The sequence below is a fragment of the Antarcticirhabdus aurantiaca genome (assembly GCF_009765365.1).
Taxonomy (GTDB): Bacteria; Pseudomonadota; Alphaproteobacteria; order Rhizobiales; family Rhizobiaceae; genus Antarcticirhabdus; species Antarcticirhabdus aurantiaca.
Genome location: NZ_VTOM01000046.1, coordinates 1 through 6,506, shown reverse-complemented (window position 1 = coordinate 6,506; position 6,506 = coordinate 1). Strand labels below are relative to the sequence as shown.

At 64.1% G+C, this 6,506-nt stretch carries 5 protein-coding genes; 2 read left to right on the top strand and 3 right to left on the bottom strand.

The genetic code is table 11. The annotated features are described in order from the left end of the window. Positions 1 to 165: 165 nt before the first annotated feature. Positions 166 to 603: a MerR family transcriptional regulator gene (locus FZN60_RS28335; RefSeq protein WP_158877740.1), complete on the bottom strand. Its 438-nt coding sequence runs from the start codon at positions 601 to 603 to the stop codon at positions 166 to 168. Between the two features lie 67 nt (positions 604 to 670). Between FZN60_RS28335 and FZN60_RS28330 the strand changes: the two genes are divergently transcribed. Next, positions 671 to 1,540 (top strand): cation efflux transmembrane domain-containing protein, encoded by an 870-nt coding sequence (locus FZN60_RS28330; protein WP_246727339.1) that lies wholly within the window; start codon positions 671 to 673, stop codon positions 1,538 to 1,540. Further along, positions 1,537 to 2,061: a signal peptidase II gene (gene lspA, locus FZN60_RS28325; RefSeq protein ID WP_158877738.1), complete on the top strand. Its 525-nt coding sequence runs from the start codon at positions 1,537 to 1,539 to the stop codon at positions 2,059 to 2,061. Before FZN60_RS28330 ends, lspA begins: the two co-directional genes overlap by 4 nt. On the opposite strand, the gene FZN60_RS28320 is transcribed toward lspA, so the two are convergent. Next, positions 2,039 to 2,785, bottom strand: a complete 747-nt coding sequence (locus tag FZN60_RS28320) for a DUF6118 family protein (RefSeq protein ID WP_158877736.1) — start codon at positions 2,783 to 2,785, stop codon at positions 2,039 to 2,041. The two genes, lspA and FZN60_RS28320, sit on opposite strands and share 23 nt — an antisense overlap. Before the next feature lie 11 nt (positions 2,786 to 2,796). Continuing rightward, entirely contained in the window at positions 2,797 to 6,414 is a 3,618-nt protein-coding gene (gene traA, locus FZN60_RS28315) for a Ti-type conjugative transfer relaxase TraA (protein ID WP_158877734.1), read from the bottom strand. Between the last annotated feature and the right edge of the window lie 92 nt (positions 6,415 to 6,506).

The window sequence follows — 6,506 nt, the reverse complement described above, 5'->3', positions numbered from 1 at the left end:
TCCTAAGTTTTGCGACAAAATCGCCGGCGCTGATTTTGCAGGGAAAAATCTGTCGCAAAAGTCAGGTGCGAAAGTCGATGTTTCGCGACAGACTTTCGCGACACGTCGCAGCCCGGATTCCGGGCCGCTGCGGACGTGATGCAGGTTTCAGAAATTATGCGACAGCTATCGGGGTGAGGTAAGCAGGTGTTGTAGCTGGCCATCTGAACTGGTCGCAGGCGAGGACAAAGCCTCAATCACGCGGCATTCAGCAACACGACCCCGGCCGCATTCACTGACCATCCGACGCAGTTCGTCCCGCAAGCTGAGTAATCGGGCAATCCGGCTTTCAACTGCCTCAAGCTGATCCTGCGCAATCCTGCTCGCGTCGTCACACGATACCTCGGGTTTTTCCTGTAAAGCCAACAACACTCGAACACTCGGCAGATCAAAACCAAGATCGCGAGCATGGCGGATGAAGTCTAAGCGCTCTGCGTCGGCGGGACTATAGGTGCGCCGGCCATTCGACTGACGGGCAGGCTTCGGCAGAACCCCGATGCGCTCATAGTAGCGGATCGTTTCGATGTTCACACCCGACTGTCGCGATAAGTCGCCTATCTGCATTTTTTCCTTGCTCCTGTAGTGACTACAGGATGTAGCACGGCAGGATTAGAATTTCGAGGATCGACACATGGCCGCCGCCGCAACCGACATAATCCGCTACCAAGTTACCGGCATGGACTGCTCATCCTGCGCGGCCAAGATTGAAGGCGCAGCTCGTAAAGTCGAAGGCATCAACGATGTGAAGGTGTCGATCGCCTCGCAGATTATGACGCTCGAAGTCGATGATCCGGCGCGGCGACTTCCCGCCTTGGAATCCGCTGTAACAAACCTCGGCTATCAGCTCGACCGGGTAGGCGAACCGAAAGCTGCGAACGCGAACGGTGACGACGACTATCATATTCCCGACCTGTCGCATGTGAGCCCTGCCTATAAGCGGGCGCTCTGGATCGTCGTGCTGCTTAATGCCGGATATGGCATCATCCAGATTGGCGGCTCGATCCTGTCGGGCTCGCAAGCGCTGCAGGCTGATGCTCTCGACTTCATCGGGGATGGTCTGATTTCCTTCCTCGGCCTGATTGCTGTGGGCTGGGGTCTTGCGGCCCGCGCTAAAGCGGCCTTGCTTCAAGGCATCTTTTTGGCCCTGCTCGGCTTTGGCGTGATCGGCTCCACGGCCTACCGTGTCTTCGTCGAACATGAGCCGCAAACCCTACTCATGAGCGGCTTCGCCATTGTCGCCTTCTTCGTCAATGTTCTGGCTGCCGTGGTGCTGATTCCGCACCGTAAGGGCGATGCCAACATGCGAGCCGTCTGGCTGTTCTCTCGCAACGACGCCATCGGCAATCTGGCCGTGGTCGCCGCTGCTGCCCTCGTCTGGTGGCTCAACAATCCGTGGCCGGATTTGCTGATGGCCTTTGTCGTGGCGGCCCTGTTCTTGCAATCGGCATGGTCGATCATCCGGGATGCGCGGCAAGACCTCGCACAGGCCGGCCGCTCATGAGGATTGGCACTGCTGCATTGATAGTCGCCACAGGTACGGCGCTCGATCTTGCAACGAAGGCATGGGCGCGGGCGAGTCTCGAACCCTATGGCCCTGCCTTCGACTTCTTGCCCTTCGTATCGCTACACCTGACCTTCAACAAAGGCGTGTCGTTTAGTCTGCTCGCTTTCGAGGGCGATACAGGCCAAGCAGCCTTAGTGGTCGTTACAGGATTGCTGACGCTTGCCATCACCGTCTGGGCCTATCGGTCGCAAGGTTGGCACCGGGTAGCCCTCTCCTTGGTCGTGGCGGGCGCTCTGGCAAACCTGATCGACCGAGGCGCACGCGGCTCTGTCACCGACTTCCTGAACCTACATTTTGGGGATTGGCATTTCTTCGTGTTCAATCTGGCAGATGTATGGATCAGCTTCGGCGCTGCTTTTCTGCTGGCGCTACAAATCATTCCGCCGAAGAACCCGGCTAAAATCGCCTCTGGTTCAGCCTCAACTAGAGCCAAGGTTACTGAGGTGCCGCCACGGTGATGGTGCAACGCTGATCCGTGCCAGCTTTCGCTGCCGCCTCCCAACATGCTGTCACCGTCTCCCTGTTCGCCGCAATGAGCTGGTCGGCCGCCGCCACGCGCTGCCATGATACCGGACTATCAAATGCCATGAGACTCATGCCGGCCTGCCACGGCGTTTCCCCCATGACAACGCTGGCGACACGCGGCGCGGCCGAGAACGGCAACAGGCGCGGAAGGAACAACATCACCAGCGCGCCGGCGAGCAGGCCGATAGCGAAAGCGGCGACAAGCCACCAATTTTGCCGGTCGCGCTCCCGCGCGCCGGCGACATGCCCGGCGAGGTTCCGGCCGGCGCGCTCGAGGTCGGACGCCTGCCGCTCGAGCTGCTGCACGGCGGTGCGTATCAGGGCCTCGCCGCTGCGCTCGAGGGCGGCCGCATAATGCTGCGCACCCTGCCGGAGAATAGGCGACTGCTCTACGCCGTGCAGCCGCTCCGCAACAGTGTCGAGCGCCTGCACAAGCTGGGCGAGCTGGGGCTTGTAGTCCTGCGCCGGCTCGATCTTTTCGAGCTGGTCGAAAGCCGCTTCCAGCCCGCGCCGCATCACGGTCATTTCCGCGCCGATCTGCGCGCCCTGCGTCTCGATCGTGCGCCGGAGCGCATCGAACGCGGCGGCCGGGTCGCCGGCGTCCTCGTCCAGTGCTTCCGGCTCGATTCCTTCCCTGTCGTCGTCCAGCTCCGCCATATGCTCCGTGCCTACCTTCCCAAACCGATGCCCCGGCTAATCTGCCGGCTGCGTGACATTTCCTCTTGCAGCTCGTGGGCGATGCTCTGCCCCCGGCGCTGCTGCTGCCCGATTCCGAGTTCCTGCCGGCGATTGCGCAGGATGGAATCTACCTGCGGGTCACGCTCAAGGCTCTTGGTCATACCGTTCATCTGGCTTTCGACCTTGGCGCGGGCGTCGTCGTGCTGCCAGCCGCGAAGCTCCCGGCGCTGGCCCTGTAGCTCCTGCCAGCGTTCAACGAACCGCTCGGCCCTGATATTCGGGTCTTGCAGCGCGGCGTTTTCGCGCTTCATTCCGTCGATGACATGCGCGACACGCTCCCGGCCGGAAAGCTCGGTCATGGCGCGTGCCGTCGCCGGGTCGTTTTGCAACGTCGAGCGCAGCAAATCTTTCATGCCGCCCTGCACCTGGTCGAGCTGCTGGCCGGCATCGCGCATTTCCTGCCGCTGCATGTCGAGGACCGGCAAACCCTCGCGCCGATGCTCCGCGACCGACTGATAGGCCCGCGCATAGCGGTCAACAGCCTGCTCAAGCGGCGACTGCCGCCGCGCCCGCTCGGCCAACCGGTCAGGCGCCGGCGCCTGCCGCAAGCTCCCCTCTCTTTCCGGCCGCTCTGTGCGCTCCTGTGAGGGTGCAGGACGCGCATTGAGCTTGAGGCCGGCGAACATACCGCGCCGCTGCTTCTCGGCCTGTTGCGGCCGTTTCTGGTCGATCTGCGAGCCGTCCTCGCCGGCGCGGTCTGGCTCGCGGCTCTCGGTCGCCGCGCCGCGCCCGAGTTTCAGGCCCTCGAATGGCCGTTGGCGCTGCTGTCGATCGGCGGCGAGATCCTCGCGAGGATCTGCACGAAGATCCTGCGCGAGATCCGCGCGGACTTTTTGCGAGGATCTCCGATCAAGGGCATGATCCCCGGCCGTCGACTCCCGTTCCGCACGTAGCCCGGCGCGCTCGGCCGGAATCTCGATCTCGCTGCGGACGCCCATTTGCTCCGCGATCCCGCGCCGCTCGGCAAAGTCGCGGGTATAGTCGAGCGTCGTTTCCTTCACGCCCGACCGGGACAGGCGGCGTTCTAGCTGGCTATAGGCCAGCTCGCCGGCGTCCTGAACCTTCCATGTGTTCCGGTGCGTCTGCGTCCCATCGGGCAAGGTGACGGGGGTGGAACCCTCATGCTGTAGGCCGATCTTCTCCCCGATCTCCGGCGCGGCCTCCTTCATGGCGCGCTCAAGATCGACGCCCCATAGGGTGCGCTGCTGCCCTTGGTCAGTTTCCAGCGTCACGAAATAGCTGTCGGATTTCTGCGGGTCATGCTCATAGGGCGCGGCCCCATGCTCGACCAGCCGGCCGGCATTGGTGAACTCGTCCTGTGCCGCGTAGAGCTGCACCCCGTCACGATGCCGGGTCATGGCGACATAGGTTAGATGCCGGTCCATCGTCCCCGACGCCATCACATAGGCGCGGTCCACGGTTGCGCCCTGATTTTTGTGAATCGTCGTCGCATAGCCGTGGTCGATCGCCTGATAGTCGCCCATCGGCACGGAAACGCTATCGCCGCCCCGGCCGTCGAGCTGCGCGACGATCCGGCCGGCCTCGACATGCTCGACGGTGCCTAGCATCCCGTTTTTCACGCCAAGGTCGCGGTTGTTCTCCAAGAACACGATGCGGTCGCCGGGGGCGAACTCCCGCTTTCCGTCATTGGTCTGGAAGGTCAGCGCGCCGGCGTCCTCGCCCTGCGCCAGCTCGCCCCGGTCCTGTAGCTCGCCCCGGATCGCGTCGTTGATGGCCCGAACATCGGCCCGGCGATGCGCCATCGCTACGCGGGTTCCTTCCGGCCGCTCGTCGCGGTCGGCAAGGTAATCGCGCACGATCTGGCCGCGCGCGTCCTCGCCGTTCTCGGCAAAACTGATAGCGCCATGGTCGCGATAGGCCGCCAGCCCCTCGGCCGTCCGGTGCGTGGCGAAGTCAACCGACGCCTCCCGCTGCCAGTCCACCCGCTGCCGGCGAATCTCGGAAAGCTCGGCATGGCCGATTTCCTCCGTGATCGCCCGGAACGGTGCGCCGGCCCCGATCGCCTGTAGCTGCTCGTGATCGCCTACAAGCACGATCTTCGCCCCGCGCGCCTCGGCCTCGCCAACGAAGCGGGCGAGCTGGCGCGAGCCGACCATGCCCGCCTCGTCGATCACGAAGACGTCGCCGCGGCCGATCGTGCCGCGGTCGTTCTCCCAACCGCGGGACCATGACGCGAGGGTGCGGCTCTGGATGCCGGAACTTTCCTCCAAGCCCTCGGCCGCCTTGCCCGACAGGGCCGCGCCGTGGACCTGATAGCCCTCGGCCTCCCACGCCTCGCGCGAGGCCGCGAGCATGGTGGACTTGCCAGCGCCGGCATAACCGACAACGGCCGCGATCCTCTCCGGGCCGGTGATATGCTCGATCGCCCGGCGCTGCTCGTCGGACAGCCGGGCGGAAGCATCGCCGGCGCTGCGCTGAATGGCGGCGTCCTGCCGCTCTATGGCGCGCTCGACATGCCGGCGATCGACGCCATGACCATGCGCGCCGTGCATCCGCTGCGCGCTCTCGATCATGCCGGATTCGAGCTCGACCATTTCGCGGGTCGAATAGCGGGCAAGCTCGATCTCGCCCGTTGCTGCCGGGTCCCCCACTACGTGGGCGCGCTCGGGCTGCAACTCGACCAGCGCCGGCGAGGCCATCACCTTCGCAAACGCGCTCTGGAACTCCTGCGGGTCGTCGTTGATGTAGCGATGCAGCGCCCGCGCAACGTCGTGGCGATCGAACACGCTCTTTTCGCCGGTGATGAGGGTTAGAACCTGCTCGGGCTTCTCCCGGATCAGCTCGGCATTGCGCCGGGCCGCATCCTCGTCCAGCCGCGACCGCGACACGTCGAGGCCGCGCCGCTCCATCTGCGAGGCATGGACGCCCACATGCTCGGTCGGCGCAATCTCTAGCCCGCGCTCCATGTGCGAACGATGGTCGATCCGAATATCAAGCCCGGCCATCGCAAGGCGCTCGTTGGCGATCCCCTCCCACCTCTGGCGAAGGTCACGAAGCTGCATGTCGGTCGTCGGCAGGTCGTTCGCCAGAAGCCATTTGTTTTCGCGCTCTAGATAGGTCTTTTCGCCTAGCCCGTTCTCCGTCACCTGCCGCGTGGTCATAAGAATGTGGGCATGGTGATTGCGAACGTCGCTCGCCTCGTGCGGCGCATGAATGGCGAAGTCCACGGCCGCGCCGTAGCGGTCGGCCAGCTCTTGCGCCATCTCCCGCGCCGCCTCTAGCCGCTGTTCGGCCGAAAGCTCATGCGGCAAGGCAACCTCGAACTCCCGCGCCACGCGGGCGTCTTTCCTCTTCTCGGCAAACTCGGCGGCGTTCCACAAGTCCGACCGATCCCGCGCCCAATCGGCGTTCACGCCTTCCGGCAAGACGATCTCCGCATGTTCCACGCCCTGCTTTGCCGTGTAGTCGTGCGTGATCCCGTCGCGCTCGTTGGTCAGCTTCTCGCCGGAACGATAGGCGATCGACGCAACGGCGCTGCGGCCCTTCGCCCGCGAAACCGGCTTCATGCTGAAATGGTAGATCGCCAAGCCGTGCTCCCCGATACCGTTTCCACTTCTCCCGCCAGCCTCCAAGCTGGCGGCGCGCTGAGTTGCGTAGCAACTCGTAAGTGCGCCCTTCT

Coding starts and splice junctions, on each gene's coding strand:
- FZN60_RS28335 (WP_158877740.1), bottom strand. CDS start 603: ATGCAGATAGGCGACTTATCGCGACAGTCGGGTGTGAACATCGAAACG.
- FZN60_RS28330 (WP_246727339.1), top strand. CDS start 671: ATGGCCGCCGCCGCAACCGACATAATCCGCTACCAAGTTACCGGCATG.
- lspA (WP_158877738.1), top strand. CDS start 1,537: ATGAGGATTGGCACTGCTGCATTGATAGTCGCCACAGGTACGGCGCTC.
- FZN60_RS28320 (WP_158877736.1), bottom strand. CDS start 2,785: ATGGCGGAGCTGGACGACGACAGGGAAGGAATCGAGCCGGAAGCACTG.